The organism is Xanthomonas sp. (genome assembly GCF_017163755.1).
GTDB lineage: Bacteria > Pseudomonadota > Gammaproteobacteria > Xanthomonadales > Xanthomonadaceae > Xanthomonas_A.
Genome location: NZ_JAFIWC010000010.1, coordinates 107,129 through 123,213, shown reverse-complemented (window position 1 = coordinate 123,213; position 16,085 = coordinate 107,129). Strand labels below are relative to the sequence as shown.

The window sequence follows — 16,085 nt, the reverse complement described above, 5'->3', positions numbered from 1 at the left end:
CTGCAAAACTTCCTTACGAGTCCCGAGTCCCGAGTTCCGGCTCAGAACGCGAAGGTGACGCCCGCCACCGGCCCCTTGAATTCCTGCTTCAGGCCGATGTTGCCGTCGTTGCCGGAGCGGTCCACGTCGAGCTTGAACCAGTCGTAGCCGGCGAAGATGCCGAAGTTCTTGGTGAAGCGGTACTCGGCGATCGCATTGGCGCGGCTCAGGTCGCCGTCGTAGTCGCCGAAATCGCCCCAGTCGGTGTTCATGTACTGGCCCTGCACGTTGAACAGCCAGTGCTCGCTGGGTTGCGCGGTGAAGCGCAGGCCGACCACCGGCGCGTAGCCGTCTTCCTTCTCGTCGGCGAAGGTGCCGGTGTACAGGTCGCCCAGGTCGGCATAGGCGTTGGCTTCGACCCTGGCCCACTCGGCGCCGATCTGCAGGCCGACGCTGAACTGGGGGGTGTCGACGACCGAATAGTCGTACACCAGGCTCGCCACCTGGTACTTGAGCTCGCCCTTGACGAAGCTGCCCGCCGGCACGGTGAAGTCGCCGTAGCTGACCGTCTCGCCCAGTTCCTCGCGGCGGTCCTTGTCGTACTTGAAGTAGTCGAAGATCAGGCGCTGGCGGGTGCTGATGCGGAACACGCCGTCCAGGCGCGGTTCCCATTCCTTGCCGCCGAAGTCGAAATCCTGCGAGCCGGACAGTTCCTCGCCGTTGATCGAGGTGCTGCCGCGCAGGGTGTTGTCGTTGTCGATGTTCATCGCACCCAGGCGCAGCGTGAAGCGGTCGTCGCTGTCTTCGGCGTGGGCGGGGAGGGCGTAGGCGGCGGCCAGGGCGCAGGGCAAGGCCAAGGCGAGCAAATGTTTCATGGGGCAATGGGCTCCGTCATCTCAGGGGGGCGTCGATGGCCAGTGCCACCGCGTGGCGCCACTATGGGAAAGACCGTGTCCACCATCCGTGAAAGTATGGAGCGCGCAAACGCGCGCTTTGTCCCAATATCGCCCGCAAAAGAAGAAGCCCCGGGGGGACCGGGGCTTCGTGGGCCTGCGTGCGCGCCGACGAGGATGTGCGCAGACCGTGACCGTGTGACCGTGGGCGGTGGCGGAAGTTCCGTCGCAAAGCGCTGCTGCGATGCACCAGCGCGCACGCCTGTGGCGGTGCCGGACGTGCTACCGTAAGCGGTTCACAGTCCCGCTGCCGCTGCCGCGACCTTTGGCGGTTGTCTCGGAAATTGTCCCGTTGCTATAATTCCGCGGCTCGACGGGGCGCATCGACGTCCTCACCCACCACCAACTGCAGGATTTTCTGTGCTGAACTCCGTTGACGCGGGTCGGCGACTGATGCTGCGCGCAGCGATTTACCCGCTGGTGGCGGTGGCAGTGGTCTCGCTGGCTTTCCTGCTGCTGGGGCCGAAATACGCCATTGGCGCCGCCGCTACCGGGCTGGCGACGGTGGCAGGGGGCTGGCTGGCGGCGCGGACCGCGCTGGGCGGTGGCGTGCAGCCGGCGGGATCGGCGATGGCGCGGCTGATCGTGGCGATGGTGCTGAAGTGGGTGTTGGTATTCGCGGTACTGCTGCTGGGCTTCGCCTGGTGGCGGCTGCCTCCTCTGGCCCTGTTGGCGGGTATCGCCACCGGGCTGATGTTCCAGGTTCTGGCTCTGGCCAGACGTTGATCGAATAAAAAAGGCTCAGGACTCATGGCGGGCGAGGCGTTAACCCCTACCTCCTACATCCAGCACCACCTGAAAAACCTCACCTTCCAGGTGCAGGAAGGCGGTTTCTGGCAAGTGCACGTCGACACCCTGGTGATGTCGGTGCTGATGGGCCTGCTGATGGTGTTCGGCTTCTGGCTGGCCACGCGCAAGGCCACCGCCGGCGTGCCGGGCAAGTGGCAGGCGTTCGTGGAGATCCTGCTGGAGTTCGTCGACCGCCAGGCCAAGGACACCTACCACGGCACCAGCAAGCTGGTGACCCCGATCGCGATCACGCTGTTCTTCTGGATCCTGATGATGAACCTCATCAAGATGATCCCGGCGGACTTCATCGCCATGCCGCTCGAACTGGCCGGCGTGCACTACTGGAAGCCGGTGCCCACCGCCGACGTCAACGCCACCTTGGGCATGTCGATCAGCGTGTTCTTCCTGATGCTGTTCTTCGGCCTGCGCTCCAAGGGCGTGGGCGGCTTCACCAAGGAATTCCTGACGGCGCCGTTCGGCAAGTGGATGCTGCCGTTCAATCTGATCCTCAACACCGTCGAATGGCTCAGCAAGCCGATTTCCCTGGCGATGCGACTGTTCGGCAACATGTTCGGCGGCGAGATCGTGTTCCTGCTGATCTGGGTGCTGGGCGGTGCCGGTATCTTCGGCGCCTTGGCCGGTGGCGCGTTCGGCTTCGGCTGGATGCTGTTCCACCTGCTGGTGATTCCGCTGCAGGCCTTCATCTTCATGATGCTGTCGATCGTGTATTTGAGCCTGTCGGAAGACAGCCACTGATAGGTTCCTGTTTCACGCGTCTTTTCACCTTCGTCCGATTCACCATCCTTAAGCAACTTTGTTCCTGGAGAAAACCATGTACTTCGCCGTCCTGACCAACCTCGCCCAAGTCCAGAGCTCCACCGTCCTCGCCGTCGGCATCATGATCGGCCTGGCCGCGCTGGGTGCCGGTCTCGGTCTGGCCATCATGGCCGGCAAGTTCCTGGAGTCGGCCGCGCGCCAGCCGGAACTGATCCCGGTGCTGCAGGTGCGCATGTTCATCACCGCCGGCCTGATCGACGCCGCGTTCATCATCAGCGTCGCGGTCGGCCTGCTGTTCGCGTTCGCCAACCCGATGGTCGGCGAATTCGTGTCGCGTCTGCCGCAGGGCGGTTGATCCGTTGAGACTGCGGGCGGCCGCATCGCGCGGCCGCCGCTGTGGATGAAGGTTCGGATGCGTCCGCCGTCGCGGCGGCGCATCCACACCCCGTCACCTTTGGCTGAGCGTACCCCATGAATATCGGTCTCACCCTCTTTGCCCAGGCGCTGGCCTTCGCCGGTCTGATCTGGATCGTCGCGACCAAGATCTGGCCGCCGCTGATGAAGGCCATCGAAGAGCGCCAACAGAAGATCGCCGAAGGCCTCGCCGCCGCCGATCGCAGCCAGAAGGATCTGGCGCAGGCGCAGGAAAAGGTCAACGAAGCGTTGAAGGACGCCCGCGTCAAGGCCAACGAGATCATCGACCAGGCCCACGCGCGCGCCAACCAGATCGTCGAGGCGGCCAAGAACGAGGCCATCGCCGAGGCCAACCGGCAGAAGGACCTGGCCCAGGCCGAGATCGATGCCGCCGCCAACCGCGCCCGCGAGGACCTGCGTCGCCAGGTGTCCGCGCTGGCGGTCAGCGGTGCCGAGAAGCTGCTCAAGCGCGAGATCGACGCCAGCGCCCACAAGGCGCTGCTGGACGAGCTGGCGGCGGAGATCTGAGATGAGCCAGTCCCTCACCCTGGCCCGTCCGTACGCGCGCGCCGCCTTCGCGGCCGCCAGCGACGCCGGCAAGCTCGCGCCGTGGTCGCAGGCGCTGGCGTTCTCGGCCCAGGTCGCGGCCGACCCGCGCGTGGCCGCGCTGCTGCACAACCCGCAGCTGCAGCGCGAGCAGGCGGTGACGCTGCTGGCGCCGGAAGCGGCCGACGAGCAGTACGGCCGCTTCCTGAGCCTGCTGGCCGAAGGGCAGCGGCTGTCGCTGCTGCCTGAGATCGCCGGCATGTACGATCAGCTGCGAGCGGAAGCCGAACGCGTGGTCAAGGCCAACGTGACCTCGGCCGCGGAGCTGAGCGAAGCGGAGGTGGCGTCGCTGAAGGTCGCGCTGAAGCAGCGCTTCGGCCGCGAGGTGGAGATCACCACCGCGGTGGACGCTTCGCTGATCGGCGGCGCGGTGATCGATGCCGGCGACGTGGTCATCGACGGTTCGCTGAAAGGCAAGCTGTCGCGCCTGCAATCCGCCCTGGCCCACTAAGAAGCGGGAATGGCGAATAGAGAGTAGAGAGTCCGGCAGCGGCGGCGACGCCACCTGCGGTTCCCCATTCCCCATTCCCGATTCTCAAAGAAGCTAACCAAAGTCGCCATCCGCCTTCGCGCGGTGGACGATCCGAAGGAAACCAAGATGGCAACCACGCTCAATCCCTCCGAAATCAGCGAACTGATCAAGAACCGCATCGAGCAGGTCAAGCTGGCCGCGGAGTCGCGCAACGAAGGCACCGTGACCAGCGTGTCCGACGGCATCGTGCGCATCTTCGGCCTGGCCGACGTGATGCAGGGCGAGATGATCGAACTGCCGAACGAGACCTACGCCCTGGCGCTGAACCTGGAGCGCGACTCGGTCGGCGCCGTGGTGCTCGGCGACTACGAGAACCTGCGCGAAGGCGACGTGGCCAAGACCACCGGCCGCATCCTCGAGGTGCCGGTGGGCAAGGAGCTGCTCGGCCGCGTGGTCAACGCGCTGGGCGAGCCGATCGACGGCAAGGGCCCGCTGGGCACCGTGCAGACCGCGCCGGTGGAGCGCGTGGCGCCGGGCGTGATCTGGCGCAAGTCGGTCGACCAGCCGGTGCAGACCGGCTACAAGTCGGTCGACGCGATGATCCCGATCGGCCGCGGCCAGCGCGAACTGGTGATCGGCGACCGCCAGACCGGCAAGACCGCGCTGGCGATCGATGCGGTGATCAACCAGAAGGGCACCGGCATCAAGTGCGTGTACGTGGCGATCGGGCAGAAGGCCTCGACCGTGGCCAACATCGTGCGCAGGCTGGAAGAGAACGGCGCGCTGGCGCACACCATCGTGGTCGCCGCGACCGCGTCCGAGTCGGCCGCGATGCAGTACATCAGCGCCTACGCCGGCTGCACCATGGGCGAGTACTTCATGGACCGCGGCGAAGACGCGCTGATCGTCTACGACGACCTGTCCAAGCAGGCCGTGGCCTACCGCCAGATCTCGCTGCTGCTCAAGCGCCCGCCGGGCCGCGAAGCCTACCCGGGCGACGTGTTCTACCTGCACAGCCGCCTGCTCGAGCGCGCCGCGCGCGTATCCGAGGACTACGTGGAGCAGTTCACCAAGGGCGAGGTCAAGGGCAAGACCGGCTCGCTGACCGCGCTGCCGATCATCGAGACCCAGGCCGGCGACGTGTCCGCGTTCGTGCCGACCAACGTGATCTCGATCACCGACGGGCAGATCTTCCTGGAAACCGACCTGTTCAACGCCGGCATCCGTCCGGCGGTGAACGCCGGCATCTCGGTGTCGCGCGTCGGCGGCGCCGCGCAGACCAAGATCATCAAGAAGCTCTCCGGCGGCATCCGCATCTCGCTGGCGCAGTACCGCGAGCTGGCGGCGTTCGCGCAGTTCGCCTCGGACCTGGACGAAGCCACCCGCAAGCAGCTCGAGCGCGGCCAGCGCGTCACCGAGCTGATGAAGCAGAAGCAGTACCTGCCGATGTCCATCGCCAACCAGGCGCTGTCGATCTATGCGGTCAACGAAGGCTTCCTGGACGACGTGCCGGTCAACAAGATCGGCGCCTTCGAGGAAGGCCTGCACGCGCATTTCGCCAACACCGCCGGCGAGCTGGTCGCCAAGGTCAACGAGACCGGCGACTGGAACGGCGAGATCGAAGCGGCGTTCAAGAAAGGCATCGGCGAGTACAAGAGCACGGGTAGCTGGTAAGCGAGCCGGGACTCGGGGCTCGGGACTCGGGACTCGCGAAAGCGGGTTCCAGTTCCGGGAAACGGGATCCGGAAAAGTAGAAACGATTCGTGAGCGGGCTTTTCCGCGTCCCGAGTCCCGAGTCCCGACGAGAAGAGAATGGCAGGCGGACGCGAAATCAAAACCAAGATCAAGAGCGTGCAGAACACCCGCAAGGTGACGCGCGCGCTCGAGATGGTCTCGGCCTCCAAGATCCGCAAGGCGCAGGATCGGATGAAGACCTCGCGCCCCTATGCGCAGGCGATGAAGCAGGTGATCGGCCATCTGGCGCAGGCCAGCACCGACTACCCGCATCCGTTCCTGGTGCAGCGCGACGAGGTCAAGCGCGTCGGCTACATCGTGATCTCCTCCGATCGCGGGCTGGCCGGCGGGCTCAACAACAACCTGTTCCGCAAGATGCTCGGCGAAGTGCGGCAGTGGCAGGACAAGGGCGCCGGCATCGACGTGGTCACCATCGGCCAGAAGGCGTCGGTGTTCTTCCGCCGCCTCAAGGTCGACATGATCGGCAGCGTCAGCCATCTGGGCGACGTGCCGCACGTGGAGCAGCTGGTCGGCGTGATCAAGGTGATGCTGGACGCGTTCACCGAGGGCAAGGTGGACCGCGTGTATCTGGTCTACAACCGCTTCGTCAACACGATGACGCAGAAGGCCAGCTTCGATCAGCTGCTGCCGTTGCCGGCGGCGGAGAACCAAGTCGCGCACCACGACTGGGACTACCTGTACGAGCCCGATGCGGCGACCGTGCTGGAGCACGTGATGACCCGCTACATCGAGTCGCTGGTGTACCAGGCGGTGCTGGAGAACGTGGCGTCTGAGCACGCCGCGCGCATGGTCGCGATGAAGGCGGCCAGCGACAACGCCAACAAGCTGATCAGCACGCTGCAGCTGGTCTATAACAAGGCGCGGCAGGCGGCGATCACCCAGGAAATTTCCGAGATCGTCGGCGGCGCGGCCGCGGTGTGAGGTTCGTCGGACTCGCCGCCGCGCACGGCGCTTCCGTTGTTGGAGCAACACGTTTCGCGCATCGGTCGCCACCTAAACTACCCAAGGAAATGGAATGAACAAGGTTCTGCTCTCGCTCGCGCTGTGTGCAACCCTGGCTGCATGCAAGAAGGAAGAGGCCGCCCCTGCCGCCGACACCGCGACTCCGGCACCGGCTGCCGAGGCCGCCGCTCCGGCCACGCCGGCAACCGATGCCGCTGCTGCCGCGCCGGTCGCCGCCGGTCTTCCGAAGGAATGCGAAGACTATCTGGCGCGCGCGAAGGCGTGCTTCGCCAAATCCGGCGGCAACGGCGCCGCTGCCGCGTTCCAGCAGGCGATCGACCAGTCCAAGGCACAGTGGGAAGCGATGGCCGACAAGAGCGCGCTGCCGGCGGCCTGCAAACAGGCCAGCGACCAGTTCGCGCAAACCGCTACGATGCTCAAGTGCGAGTGATGCGGTAAATCGGATTCCCGGCCGTAACCTGGCCGGGAATCTCTCCCGGATGTTGCGGAAAGCCGCCCGGTTTTCCAGAACACCCGAAAAACTTCGATAAGCGAGTAGTCACATGAACGCCATCAACACCCAGGGCAAGATCGTTCAGATCATCGGCGCGGTCGTCGACGTCGAATTCGCGCGCGCCGATGTGCCGAAGATCTACGACGCGCTGAAGGTCGAAAACACCGCCATCACGCTGGAAGTGCAGCAGCAGCTGGGCGACGGCATCGTGCGCACCATCGCGCTCGGCTCCACCGACGGCCTGAAGCGCAACCTGCTGGCGACCAACACCGGCCGCGCGATCTCGGTGCCGGTCGGCGCCGGCACGCTGGGCCGCATCATGGACGTGCTCGGCCGCCCGATCGACGAGGCCGGCGACGTGCAGGCCACCGACCATTGGGAGATCCACCGCGCCGCGCCGAGCTACGAAGACCAGTCCTCGGCTACCGAGCTGCTGGAAACCGGCATCAAGGTCATCGACCTGATGTGTCCGTTCGCCAAGGGCGGCAAGGTCGGCCTGTTCGGCGGCGCCGGCGTCGGCAAGACCGTCAACATGATGGAACTGATCAACAACATCGCCAAGGCGCACTCGGGCCTGTCGGTGTTCGCCGGCGTGGGCGAGCGCACCCGCGAGGGCAACGACTTCTACCACGAGATGAAGGACTCCAACGTCCTGGACAAGGTCGCGATGGTGTACGGCCAGATGAACGAGCCGCCGGGCAACCGCCTGCGCGTCGCGCTGACCGGCCTGACCATGGCCGAGTACTTCCGCGACGAGAAGGACGCCTCGGGCAAGGGCAAGGACGTGCTGCTGTTCGTCGACAACATCTACCGCTACACGCTGGCCGGTACCGAAGTGTCGGCGCTGCTGGGCCGCATGCCGTCGGCGGTGGGCTACCAGCCGACCCTGGCCGAGGAAATGGGCGTGCTGCAGGAGCGCATCACCTCGACCAAGACCGGCTCGATCACCTCGATCCAGGCCGTGTACGTGCCCGCCGACGACTACACCGACCCGTCGCCGGCCACCACCTTCGCCCACCTGGACTCCACCGTCGCGCTGTCGCGCAGCATCGCCTCGCTGGGCATCTACCCGGCCGTCGATCCGCTGGATTCGACCTCGCGCATGATGGATCCGAACGTGATCGGCCACGAGCACTACGACACCGCGCGTCGCGTGCAGATGACCCTGCAGAAGTACAAGGAACTGAAGGACATCATCGCGATCCTGGGCATGGACGAGCTGTCCGAAGAGGACAAGCAGGCCGTGTCGCGCGCGCGCAAGATCGAACGCTTCTTCAGCCAGCCGTTCCACGTGGCCGAAGTGTTCACCGGCTCGCCGGGCAAGTACGTGTCGCTGAAGGACACCATCCGCGGCTTCAAGGGCATCGTCGACGGCGAGTACGACCACCTGCCGGAGCAGGCGTTCTACATGGTCGGCAGCATCGAAGAAGCGGTCGAGAAGGCCAAGAAGATGGCCGAGAAGGCCTGATCCGGGTCCTGGCCGCGCTGCGGCCGGGATGCGGAAGTACCAATCGCAAATCGAGCATCGTCAGGGCGGATCGCTGGAGCGTCGAAGAACCGGGAACAGGAGGCGGCCGCCGAGCCGCTTTCCGAGTCCCGAGTCCCGAGTCCCGAGTCCCGCCCCACCCAGTGAGGCACCATGAGCACCATCCGTTGCGACATCGTCAGCGCCGAGCAGGAGATCTACCGCGGTGAGGCCACCCTGGTGGTCGCCACCGGCGAACTGGGCGAGCTGGGCATCGCGCCCAAGCACGCGCCGCTGATCACCCGGCTCAAGCCCGGCAAGGTGGTGGTCACCACCGCCAGCGGCGAGCAGCTGGATTTCGCCATTTCCGGCGGCATTCTCGAGGTGCAGCCGCAGGTCGTCACCGTGCTCGCCGACACCGCGATCCGCGCGCAGGACATCGACGAGGCGGCGGTGCGCAAGGCCAAGGACGAGGCCGAGCGGATGCTGGCCAACCGCGGCGAAGGCATGGACGTGGCCGAGGCGCAGGCCAAGCTGGCCGAGGTCACCGCGCAGCTGCAGGCGCTGGAGCGCCTGCGCAAGAACCTCAAGCACTGAACCGCGCGGCGCCGCAAGGCGCCTGCACGCGATACCGACGCCGGCGCATGCCGGCGTTTTTCGTTGCTCCGCCGGCATTGCGCCTGCCGCGGGCCCGGCCGCCGCGCCGGAGCGTGTCCGACGGTATCGGTGCGGTGGGCCCCGGGTCGTGGGCGGCCGGTCGGCCTCGTGCGGCCGTCGACAAGCGGCCACCGAATGCCCTGTCTATCGATGGACCGAGACCGCCCCGGTGGTCCTGCGCGGGGGCTTGGTGTGGAAGGAGGGAACGGGCGCCGTGGACGCCAAGGTGCGACGCGGCCTTGCCGTCGACGCCGCTCCGATACCTCGCCACGACAGGACGGGAACGCAGTGCAACGAAATCGCCCGCGGCCTTTGGCAAGATGGACGCGACCGGCGCGCACCCCGTGCGCCGACGGATGCCGGAACCGCCCGATGCGCAGCTCGCTTCCGAACAGAGTCGCCCACGCGATGGCCGCGCTGCTCGCTTGCGCCGCACTGTGCGGCTGCGCCGCGCCGGTGCGCGGCGACGGCCCGCTCGAGCCCCTGCTGGAGCGCATCGTCGAGCGCAACGCGATCGGCGACCAGGTCGCGCTGAGCAAGTGGGACAGCGGCAAGCCGGTCCTGGATGCGGCGCGCGAAGCCGCGGTGCTGGCTCGCGTGCGCGAGCAGGCGCGCGGGCACGGCCTGGATGCGGACGACGCGGCGCGCTTCTTCGCCGCGCAGATCGAGTCCAACAAGCTGGTGCAGTACCAGCTGCTCGATGGCTGGCGGCTGGGCGGCCGGGCGCCGGATCTGCCGCGTCCGGACCTGGCCGCGCTGCGCCTGCGCCTGGACCAGTTGCAGGGCGAGATGCTGGACGCGCTGCAACGCAGTGCGGCGCTGCGCGATGCCGCCGACTGCCGTGCCCGCACCGCGCATGCGGCGCAGGCCTACGCGCAGCGCCGGCGGCTGGACCCGGTGCATCGCGCCGCGCTGGTGCGCGGGCTGGGCGAATTCTGCCGCTGAAGCGGCGCCATCGCGCGGCCGCCACAAGCGCCGCGCCGCGTCAGCGGTAGACCACGTGCCGCCACAGGAAGAACGACAGCAGCGACAGCGCGCCTTCCACCAGCGGCTTGGCCAGCCATGCCATGCGCAGGCCCAATGCGTCGGCGCACAGCGTCACCAGCCAGGTGCTCAGCAGGGTCAGCCCGATCCACATCAGCATGAAGCGCCCGAAGCGGTGCCAGCCCAGGCGCGCGTCGTCCTCGCTGGCGAAGGTGATGCGGCCGTTGAGCCAGAAGCCGAGCAGCGCGCCGCTGATGCGCCCGAACAGGTTGCTCGGCGCGATCGGCATGCCCAGGTGGCTGGCGACGACGAACACGCTCCAGTCCAGCAGCAACTGCAGCATGCCGACCAGCGCGAATTGGCTGCCTTGGCGAAGTAGACTCATGGGCGTCCGTGGTGCGATGCGAATGCGGCATGCTACCGGCTGCGATGCTTAAACGGACGTTATGCCGGCGCCCGCCGCCGGCCCAGCCGCTAGAATCGCGCCCATCCCCCAGGAAACGGAACGCCCGCATGAGCCTGCCCCTGCATGTCGTGATCCTCGCCGCCGGCGAAGGCAAGCGAATGAAGTCCGTCAAGCCCAAGGTGCTGCAGCCGATCGCCGGGCGGCCGATGCTGGCGCATGTGGTGGACACCGCGCGCGCGCTGCAGCCGGAGGCGATCCATGTCGTCTACGGCCATGGCGGCGACGCGGTGCGCGCCGCGTTCGGCGACCAGCCGGACCTGGTCTGGGCCGAGCAGGCGCAGCAGCTGGGCACCGGCCATGCGGTGCAGCAGGCGATGGCCGAGGTGCCCGACGCGGCGACGGTGCTGGTGCTGTACGGCGACGTGCCGCTGATCCGCGCCGACACGCTGCTGCGGCTGCTGCATTCGCCGGGGCGGCTGGCGGTGCTGGTGGCCGAGCCGGAAGAGCCCGCCGGCTACGGCCGTATCGTGCGCGACGCCGAAGGCAAGGTCGCGGCGATCGTCGAGCACAAGGACGCCGACGACGAGCAGCGCCACATCCGCACCATCAACACCGGCATCGTCACCGCCGAGTCCACCGCGCTGCGGCGCTGGCTGACGCAGCTGCGCAACGACAATGCGCAGGGCGAGTACTACCTCACCGACGTGTTCGCCGCCGCCGCCGCCGAGTTCACCCCGGCCGAGATGGTGCTGGTGGCCGATCCGCTGGAGGCCGAGGGCGCCAACGATCCGTGGCAGCTGTCGCAGCTGGAGCGCGCCTGGCAGCAGCGCGCCGCGCGCGCGCTGTGCGTGCAGGGCGCGCACCTGCTCGATCCGAACCGCTTCGACCAGCGCGGCCGGGTGCGCGTGGGCCGCGACGTGCGCATCGACGTGGACGTGGTGCTGGAGGGCGACGTCGAACTCGGCGACGGGGTCAGCATCGGCCCGTTCGTGCGCTTGAAGGACGTGACCTTGGCCGCGGGCACCGAGGTGCGCGCGCACTGCGACCTGGAAGGCGTGGTCACCCAGGGCGCGGTGCAGATCGGCCCGTTCGCGCGGCTGCGCCCGGGCACGGTGCTGGCCGACGGCGTGCACATCGGCAACTTCGTCGAGACCAAGAAGGTCGTGCTCGGCGTCGGCAGCAAGGCCAACCACCTGACCTACCTGGGCGATGCGGTGATCGGCAGCGGGGTCAACATCGGCGCCGGCACCATCACCTGCAACTACGACGGCGTGAACAAGTGGCAGACCACGATCGGCGACCGCGTCTTCGTCGGCTCCAACAGCGCGCTGGTGGCGCCGGTGACGCTGGGCGACGGCGCCACCATCGGCGCCGGTTCGGTGATCACCCGCGACGCGCCGCCCGAGCAACTGAGCGTGGCGCGCGCGCGCCAATCCACGCTGGAAGGCTGGACGCGGCCGAAGAAGAAATAGCCCGCCGCAACGGACATCGCGTCCGCGCGCCGCGTCGGTACGCAACGCAGCCTTGCCCGGCTTGGGACCGGCGTCGCAGTGCCGCCGCGGGACCCGGGGTAAGGTGCGGCTACCGCCGGCGCGGCATGCCGACGGCAGCCAATCACTCGTGAGGTGCAGGATGCGGGCTCGACGCTGGACGATCGCGGTTCTCCTGATGCTGGCCTTCGCGATACCGGCGCTGGCGCAGGCCCAGGCCTATCGCCTGTACCTGGCCCCGGACGGCGACGATACCGCCACCGGCACCAGCGCGGCCGCGCCGCTGCAGAGCCTGTCCGCGGCGCACGCGCATCTGCTGGCCGCGCCGCCACCGCAGGACGCCAGCGCGGTGGAGATCGTGATCGCGCCCGGCACCTATCTGGGGCAGTCGGTGAACTGGACCTTCTTCAACGGCAAGCCGATCAGCCTGGTCGCCGCCGCCGGCGCCAGCGCGCGCCCGCTGTTCGACGGGCGCGGCGGCGGCACCTGGTTCACCCTGTACAAGGGCGCCAACCGGGCCACGCAGTTGCGCTTCGTCGGACTGAAGGTCAGCAACTACTGGATGGCGATAGACCTGGGCACCACCACCCTGGACAAGGGCGGCAACAGCGGCAACGAGATCCGCGACATGGTGTTCGCGCGCATCGGCGGGCTGCACGGCGTCGGCGAGCAGGCATACTCGTTCGCCGCGGTGCGGCTGCGCAATTCGCGCGACAACGTGATCGCGGACAACCAGTTCGTCTCGGTCGAGAACGACGAAGAAACTTCCGGCTACATCCACGCGCTGTACCTGTCGCAGCGTTCGTCGGGCAATCTGGTCCAGGGCAACACCTTCACCGACGTCAACGGCGACGTGATCCGCACGCGTGATGCGTCGGACGACACCGAGGTGCGCGGCAATACCTTCGTCCGCGCCGGCAAGTACGCGGCGTTCTCGGACTGGATCAAGGAGGCGGACGGGGAATGCCCTTCGCAGGGCGGCCTGTTCGTCGACAACACGGTGGGCGCGGGCTACTACGGCCAGATTCCGGCCACCCGCACCTGGGGCGCCGACGACGCCTGCGGTGCGTTGAACGCGCCGCGCATCACCGAAAGCGGCACCGTGCGCAACTGATCCGCACTGCGCCGCCGGGCGGGTCAGTCCGGCCGGCTCAGCGGCAGCTGCACTGCCACGCACAGCCCGCCCTCGTCGCGGTTCTGCAGCGACAGCCGGCCGCCATGCGCCTCGACGATCTCGCGGGTCAGCGCCAGGCCCAGGCCGGTGCCGTTGCGCTTGGTCGAATAGAACGGCATCAGCGCGTTCTGCAGCACCGCCTCGTTCATGCCGCCGCCGCGGTCGAGCACTTCCAGGCGCAGCCACTCCGGGCGCACCGACACGCGGATGCGCACGTCGTCCTGCGGCGTGTGCCCGTCGGGGCTGGACTCGTGCGCGTTCTTGATCAGGTTGAGCAGCGCCTGCTGCATCTGCGCCGGGTCCACGCGGCTGTGCAGGTCGGGCGCCTCCAGTTCCAGCGCGAACGGGATCTGCTGCTGCAGGCCGTCGAGGAACTGCGCCCATTGCACCGTCTGCAACTGCGGCTGCGGCAGCTTGGCGAAGCGCGCATAGCCGCGGATGAAGCCCTCCAGGTGCCGCGCGCGCTCCTCGATGGTGCCGAAGACCTCTTCCAGCCGCTCGGTCTTCTGTCTGCGCACCAGCTCGGCGCCCGAATGCGCCAGCGAGGCGATCGGCGCCAGCGAATTGTTCAGTTCGTGGCTGATCACCCGGATCACCTTCTTCCAGGTATGCACTTCCTGGCGGCGCAGCTCGGCGGTGAGCAGGCGGATCAGCAGCAGCTCGTGCGGGCGCCCGTTGAGCCGGAAGCGGCGCCGCGCCAGGTGGTAGACCTGCTCCTCGTCGGGGTCCTCGTCGTCGCCTTCGATGGTGAACAGGCTGTCTCCGCCGCGCGCGACGGCCTCGCGCAGCGGCTGCGGCATGTCCTCCAGCAGGTCGTCGATGCGCTGGCCTTCCAGCTTCCAGCCGCCGCGCAGCAGCTTGCGCGCGGCCAGGTTGGAGAACGCCACGCGGCGGATGCCGTCGCCGCCGGCGGCGGTCAGCAGCATCGCCACCGGGGTGTTCTGCACCATCGTGTCCAGCATCAGTTCGCGCTGCGCCAGGCCCTGGCGCTGCTCGCGCAGCACCTCGCCCAGTTCGCTGTGCGCCCTGACCATCTCGCCCAGTTCGTCGTTGCCGGACCAGTGCACGCCGAAGTTGTACTCGCCGTCGCGGTAGCTGCTGACGGTGCCGGCCAGGGCGCGGAACAGCGAGCGCATCGGCGCGGTGGCGCGGCGCAGCGTCCACCACATCAGGCCCAGCAGCAGCAGCGACGAGCTGGCGATCACCTCCCAGCCCCGGTCGATCCAGTAGGCCAGCAGCCACGGCGTCGCCGCCGCCAGGGCCAGCACCGGCAGCAGGCGCAGGAACAGCGAGAACGTGAACGAGCGGCGCAGCTTCATTCGCGCGGGATCCCGTAGCGGTCCATGCGCCGGTACAGCGCCTGCCGGCTCATGCCCAGGTCCGAGGCGGCCTGCGCGATCACGCCATGGGCGCGGCCGAGCGCCCCGACGATGCGCTCGCGGTCCGGTTCCTCGCCGGCGGCGGCGCGTTGCGGCGCCGGCTTGGGCAGGTTCAGGTCGACGGCCTCGATCTGCCGGCCGAGCGCCAGCAGTTCGGCGCGCTGGATCACATTGCGCAGCTCGCGCACGTTGCCCGGCCAGGCGTGGCGCAGCAGCGCGTGGCCGGCGCCGGCCGACAGCGGCTTGTCGCCGGACAGGAAATGCTCGGCCAGCGGCAGGATGTCGCCGGGCCGCTCGGCCAGCGCCGGCAACGCCAGCTCCACCGTGTTGAGCCGGTAGTACAGGTCCTCGCGGAAGCTGCCGTCGCGGATCATCGCGGTCAGGTCGGCGTTGGTCGCGCTGATCACCCGCACCTTGACCTTGCGCTCGCGGTTGGAGCCCAGCCGCTCGAAACGGCCGGTCTCCAGCACGCGCAGCAGCTTCATCTGCCCGGCCAACGAGAGGTTGCCGATCTCGTCGAGGAACAGCGTGCCGCCGTCGGCGGCTTCGAACTTGCCCTCGCGCGCCTTGTTGGCGCCGGTGTAGGCGCCGGCGTCGGCGCCGAACAGCTCGGCCTCGATCAGGTCGGCGGGGATCGCGCCGCAGTTCAGCGCCACGAACGGGCCCTGCTTCATCGGCGAGTTGGCCTGGATGATCTCGGCGATCTTCTCCTTGCCGCTGCCGTTGGGGCCGGTGATCAGCACCGGCAGTTCCGAACGCGCGACCTGGCAGGCCAGGGCGATCGCACGCTCGCTGGCCGGGTCGGCGAACACCGCGCCGCGCAGGTCGTAGCGCTGGATCAGCTGCTCGCGGTGGCGCCGCTCGCCGTCCATGCGCCGCTCCAGTTCGCGCCGCGCCTCGGACAGTTCCAGCAGGTTGTTGACCGTGGTCAGCAACTTGCGGTCGTCCCACGGCTTGGCCAGGTAGTCGGCCGCGCCGCTCTTGACCAGCTCCACCGCGCTGCTCAGGTGCGTCCAGGCGGTGAGCAGGATCACCGGCAGGTCGGGGTAGCGCGCGCGGATCGCGCCGAACAGCGCTTCGCCTTCCTCGCCGGAGGTGGTGTCGGCGCTGAAGTTCATGTCCTGCAGCACCAGGTCGATATCGCCCTCGGCCAGGCGCCGCAGTCCGCCCTCCGGGGTCTCTTCGTACACCGTGTCGATGTCGTGCAGCGAGAACAGCACTTCCAGCGCAGTGGCGACCGCGGGGTTGTCGTCGATGATCAGCAGGCAGGGCATCGGGAACCTTGTGGCATGGCCGGGACGGTGGCGAGGCAGGGCGGGCGAGGCGGCA

17 protein-coding genes are annotated in these 16,085 nt (G+C 68.1%); 13 read left to right on the top strand and 4 right to left on the bottom strand.

Translation table 11 applies throughout. The annotated features are described in order from the left end of the window. Window positions 1–41: 41 nt before the first annotated feature. Entirely contained in the window at window positions 42–854 is an 813-nt protein-coding gene (locus JR065_RS08770; RefSeq protein WP_206233680.1) for a hypothetical protein, read from the bottom strand. Window positions 855–1,292: 438 nt separating this feature from the next. On the opposite strand from JR065_RS08770, the gene JR065_RS08765 reads away from it, so the two are divergent. The 11 genes from JR065_RS08765 (at window position 1,293) to JR065_RS08715 (ending at window position 10,268) form a co-directional block, all read left to right on the top strand. Beyond that, window positions 1,293–1,658 (top strand): ATP synthase subunit I, encoded by a 366-nt coding sequence (locus tag JR065_RS08765; RefSeq protein WP_206233678.1) that lies wholly within the window; start codon window positions 1,293–1,295, stop codon window positions 1,656–1,658. Between the two features lie 24 nt (window positions 1,659–1,682). Then, the gene (gene atpB, locus JR065_RS08760; protein WP_206233677.1) at window positions 1,683–2,477 is read left to right on the top strand and encodes a F0F1 ATP synthase subunit A; all 795 of its coding nucleotides are present in this window, start codon (window positions 1,683–1,685) and stop codon (window positions 2,475–2,477) included. A 76-nt stretch (window positions 2,478–2,553) separates the two neighbouring features. Next, window positions 2,554–2,853 carry a F0F1 ATP synthase subunit C gene (gene atpE / locus JR065_RS08755; protein WP_206233676.1) on the top strand — a complete coding sequence of 100 codons (300 nt, stop codon included), beginning with the start codon at window positions 2,554–2,556 and terminating at the stop codon, window positions 2,851–2,853. A 116-nt stretch (window positions 2,854–2,969) separates the two neighbouring features. Further along, entirely contained in the window at window positions 2,970–3,440 is a 471-nt protein-coding gene (locus tag JR065_RS08750) for a F0F1 ATP synthase subunit B (RefSeq protein WP_206233675.1), read from the top strand. Window position 3,441: 1 nt separating this feature from the next. Beyond that, a complete protein-coding gene (locus JR065_RS08745; RefSeq protein WP_206233674.1) occupies window positions 3,442–3,969 on the top strand; it encodes a F0F1 ATP synthase subunit delta in 528 nt (175 codons plus the stop codon). 147 nt (window positions 3,970–4,116) lie between these two features. Further along, window positions 4,117–5,664: a F0F1 ATP synthase subunit alpha gene (gene atpA, locus JR065_RS08740; RefSeq protein WP_206233673.1), complete on the top strand. Its 1,548-nt coding sequence runs from the start codon at window positions 4,117–4,119 to the stop codon at window positions 5,662–5,664. 138 nt (window positions 5,665–5,802) lie between these two features. After that, window positions 5,803–6,666 (top strand): F0F1 ATP synthase subunit gamma, encoded by an 864-nt coding sequence (gene atpG, locus JR065_RS08735; protein ID WP_206233672.1) that lies wholly within the window; start codon window positions 5,803–5,805, stop codon window positions 6,664–6,666. A 94-nt stretch (window positions 6,667–6,760) separates the two neighbouring features. After that, a complete protein-coding gene (locus JR065_RS08730; protein ID WP_206233671.1) occupies window positions 6,761–7,138 on the top strand; it encodes a hypothetical protein in 378 nt (125 codons plus the stop codon). Between the two features lie 112 nt (window positions 7,139–7,250). Beyond that, on the top strand, window positions 7,251–8,669 hold the full coding sequence (atpD, locus tag JR065_RS08725) for a F0F1 ATP synthase subunit beta (protein WP_206233669.1): 1,419 nt from the start codon (window positions 7,251–7,253) through the stop codon (window positions 8,667–8,669). Between the two features lie 171 nt (window positions 8,670–8,840). After that, window positions 8,841–9,263, top strand: coding sequence for a F0F1 ATP synthase subunit epsilon (locus tag JR065_RS08720; protein WP_206233668.1), 423 nt, complete (start codon window positions 8,841–8,843; stop codon window positions 9,261–9,263). Window positions 9,264–9,695: 432 nt separating this feature from the next. Further along, on the top strand, window positions 9,696–10,268 hold the full coding sequence (locus tag JR065_RS08715) for a chorismate mutase (RefSeq protein ID WP_206233667.1): 573 nt from the start codon (window positions 9,696–9,698) through the stop codon (window positions 10,266–10,268). Between the two features lie 40 nt (window positions 10,269–10,308). Here the strand turns inward: JR065_RS08715 and JR065_RS08710 are convergent, their stop codons facing one another. Further along, the gene (locus JR065_RS08710) at window positions 10,309–10,692 is read right to left on the bottom strand and encodes a GtrA family protein (protein WP_206233666.1); all 384 of its coding nucleotides are present in this window, start codon (window positions 10,690–10,692) and stop codon (window positions 10,309–10,311) included. Between the two features lie 128 nt (window positions 10,693–10,820). Here JR065_RS08710 and glmU point away from each other — a divergent pair, with 128 nt between their 5' ends. Continuing rightward, window positions 10,821–12,185 carry a bifunctional UDP-N-acetylglucosamine diphosphorylase/glucosamine-1-phosphate N-acetyltransferase GlmU gene (gene glmU, locus JR065_RS08705; RefSeq protein ID WP_206233665.1) on the top strand — a complete coding sequence of 455 codons (1,365 nt, stop codon included), beginning with the start codon at window positions 10,821–10,823 and terminating at the stop codon, window positions 12,183–12,185. Between the two features lie 196 nt (window positions 12,186–12,381). After that, window positions 12,382–13,317, top strand: a complete 936-nt coding sequence (locus tag JR065_RS08700) for a right-handed parallel beta-helix repeat-containing protein (RefSeq protein ID WP_241093493.1) — start codon at window positions 12,382–12,384, stop codon at window positions 13,315–13,317. Window positions 13,318–13,340: 23 nt separating this feature from the next. Here the strand turns inward: JR065_RS08700 and JR065_RS08695 are convergent, their stop codons facing one another. Both JR065_RS08695 and JR065_RS08690 read right to left on the bottom strand, forming a co-directional pair. Continuing rightward, window positions 13,341–14,696, bottom strand: coding sequence for a sensor histidine kinase (locus JR065_RS08695; protein ID WP_206233662.1), 1,356 nt, complete (start codon window positions 14,694–14,696; stop codon window positions 13,341–13,343). Further along, the gene (locus JR065_RS08690) at window positions 14,693–16,030 is read right to left on the bottom strand and encodes a sigma-54-dependent transcriptional regulator (protein ID WP_206233661.1); all 1,338 of its coding nucleotides are present in this window, start codon (window positions 16,028–16,030) and stop codon (window positions 14,693–14,695) included. Before JR065_RS08690 ends, JR065_RS08695 begins: the two co-directional genes overlap by 4 nt. Between the last annotated feature and the right edge of the window lie 55 nt (window positions 16,031–16,085).

What these genes read in the sequence shown, in the direction of transcription:
- atpA (WP_206233673.1), top strand. Translation starts at nt 4,117, where the DNA reads ATGGCAACCACGCTCAATCCCTCCGAAATCAGCGAACTGATCAAGAAC.
- JR065_RS08720 (WP_206233668.1), top strand. Translation starts at nt 8,841, where the DNA reads ATGAGCACCATCCGTTGCGACATCGTCAGCGCCGAGCAGGAGATCTAC.
- JR065_RS08710 (WP_206233666.1), bottom strand. Translation starts at nt 10,692, where the DNA reads ATGAGTCTACTTCGCCAAGGCAGCCAATTCGCGCTGGTCGGCATGCTG.
- JR065_RS08715 (WP_206233667.1), top strand. Translation starts at nt 9,696, where the DNA reads ATGCGCAGCTCGCTTCCGAACAGAGTCGCCCACGCGATGGCCGCGCTG.
- atpG (WP_206233672.1), top strand. Translation starts at nt 5,803, where the DNA reads ATGGCAGGCGGACGCGAAATCAAAACCAAGATCAAGAGCGTGCAGAAC.
- glmU (WP_206233665.1), top strand. Translation starts at nt 10,821, where the DNA reads ATGAGCCTGCCCCTGCATGTCGTGATCCTCGCCGCCGGCGAAGGCAAG.
- atpD (WP_206233669.1), top strand. Translation starts at nt 7,251, where the DNA reads ATGAACGCCATCAACACCCAGGGCAAGATCGTTCAGATCATCGGCGCG.
- JR065_RS08730 (WP_206233671.1), top strand. Translation starts at nt 6,761, where the DNA reads ATGAACAAGGTTCTGCTCTCGCTCGCGCTGTGTGCAACCCTGGCTGCA.
- JR065_RS08750 (WP_206233675.1), top strand. Translation starts at nt 2,970, where the DNA reads ATGAATATCGGTCTCACCCTCTTTGCCCAGGCGCTGGCCTTCGCCGGT.
- atpB (WP_206233677.1), top strand. Translation starts at nt 1,683, where the DNA reads ATGGCGGGCGAGGCGTTAACCCCTACCTCCTACATCCAGCACCACCTG.
- atpE (WP_206233676.1), top strand. Translation starts at nt 2,554, where the DNA reads ATGTACTTCGCCGTCCTGACCAACCTCGCCCAAGTCCAGAGCTCCACC.
- JR065_RS08745 (WP_206233674.1), top strand. Translation starts at nt 3,442, where the DNA reads ATGAGCCAGTCCCTCACCCTGGCCCGTCCGTACGCGCGCGCCGCCTTC.
- JR065_RS08700 (WP_241093493.1), top strand. Translation starts at nt 12,382, where the DNA reads ATGCTGGCCTTCGCGATACCGGCGCTGGCGCAGGCCCAGGCCTATCGC.
- JR065_RS08695 (WP_206233662.1), bottom strand. Translation starts at nt 14,696, where the DNA reads ATGAAGCTGCGCCGCTCGTTCACGTTCTCGCTGTTCCTGCGCCTGCTG.
- JR065_RS08770 (WP_206233680.1), bottom strand. Translation starts at nt 854, where the DNA reads ATGAAACATTTGCTCGCCTTGGCCTTGCCCTGCGCCCTGGCCGCCGCC.
- JR065_RS08690 (WP_206233661.1), bottom strand. Translation starts at nt 16,030, where the DNA reads ATGCCCTGCCTGCTGATCATCGACGACAACCCCGCGGTCGCCACTGCG.